Origin of the sequence: Okeania sp. SIO2F4, assembly GCF_010672385.1 — a bacterium.
GTDB lineage: Bacteria > Cyanobacteriota > Cyanobacteriia > Cyanobacteriales > Microcoleaceae > Trichodesmium.
Map to the genome: position 1 here is coordinate 1 of NZ_JAAHGT010001378.1, position 1,567 is coordinate 1,567.

Consider the following 1,567-nt stretch of genomic DNA (forward strand, 5'->3'; position numbering starts at 1 on the left):
TCACAGAGGCTAATCTATTATTGTTTGTAGTTGATAATGATTTACAGAATTCAGAATATACTGCTGTGAAAAGTTTGGCGGAGATTGGTAAGCGATCGCTGGTTGTCTTTAATAAAATAGACCTGTATACTGAGGAAGACAAAGAAGCGATCGTTGTCAGACTGAGGGAAAGATTGCTAGGAATTGTTAGTAAAATAGATATTGTGGCGATCGCTGCTAATCCTCAATCAGTTAGACTTGAGAGTGGAGAAATGTATCTACCAGAACCTGATACTATGCCTTTAATTAGACGTATGGCGGCTGTTTTGCGGGCTGAAGGAGAAGATTTGATTGCAGATAATATTCTATTACAATCTCAACGTTTGGGTGAAGAAGCAAGACGTTTAATTGATACTCAAAGACGACGACAAGCAGATAAAGTTGTTGAAAGATTTCAGTGGATCGGTGCGGGAGTGATTGCGGTGACGCCATTGCCAGTGGTAGATGTGTTGGCAACTGCTGCAGTTAATGCTCAAATGGTAGTAGAAATTGGCAAAGTTTATGGTTGCGAATTGAATTTGGAAAGAGGTCAAGAATTAGCAATGTCATTGGCAAAAACTCTTGCTGGTTTAGGTATTGTTGAAGGGGTAATCAAAATTATTTCTACAGCTCTACAATTAACTGTAGCAACTTTTTTAATTGGAAAAGCTATTCAAGGAGTAAGTGCAGCTTATTTAACACGAATTGCTGGCAAGAGTTTTATTGAATATTTTCGTCAGAATCAAGATTGGGGAGATGGTGGTATGACAGAAGTTGTACAAAGACAATTTCAATTAGTTAAAAAAGATGAATTTGTTAAGTCATTTGTTAAAGACGCTATAACTAAAATTGTTGAACCTTTGACTAATATTTATTCCTCTGATGAAGAAGCTGAAACTAAGTCAGAATCTTATCAGGAAGAGGCAGAAATAAATTATCGACCTCAATCTAGTAAAAAAGTAGATGATTATGATGATTGGGAAACAGAAAGTAGAGAAAAAAGAGAAGATTGGTAATTTGAAAAAGGAGGGAAGTATGACACATATTTTGGCACTGATGCACGGATAATATAAAGTTTGATTGAATATTTTAGTTAGATAATTTTGTTAATAAAGTTGATAGTTAGTTGATACATAATATCATGTCCGGTAGCATCGGTATTGTAAGGTAAGGAAGAAGGCTTTAGTTATCTAGGAGAGAAGGAAAAAAGGTTTAAAAGCTGGAAAAAACTTAAATTTCCTGTAGATATTCACCCTAGCTTTTACGCAAACGATACCAGTGGATATGATATAAAGTCTATTTTTTGTTAAGGGTATTAGTTTCAAAATGGTATTATTTTGGCAAATTTAAAACCCACATTCCGCAGGTCAAGCTGCAGTATTAAAAGTAGTCTAAAAAATAGAAATACCAAGCACTTCTTTGGGAACCAATAAAGTCAGGGTTGTCAAAATAGGGAAAAACCCTAGGGATAAATAAAACTTACGCATAAACCATATATATAGCGTTCAAAACTATAACGTTATCGTTTTTAGACTCTATATATAGTACA

Annotated in this window: 1 protein-coding gene; it reads left to right on the forward strand. The window is 34.7% G+C overall.

The window, feature by feature from the left end; genetic code table 11:
- The coding region (locus F6K22_RS40575; RefSeq protein WP_293110793.1) for a YcjF family protein at positions 1 to 1,034 on the forward strand (1,034 nt) is incomplete at its 5' end.
- Positions 1,035 to 1,567: the final 533 nt, after the last annotated feature.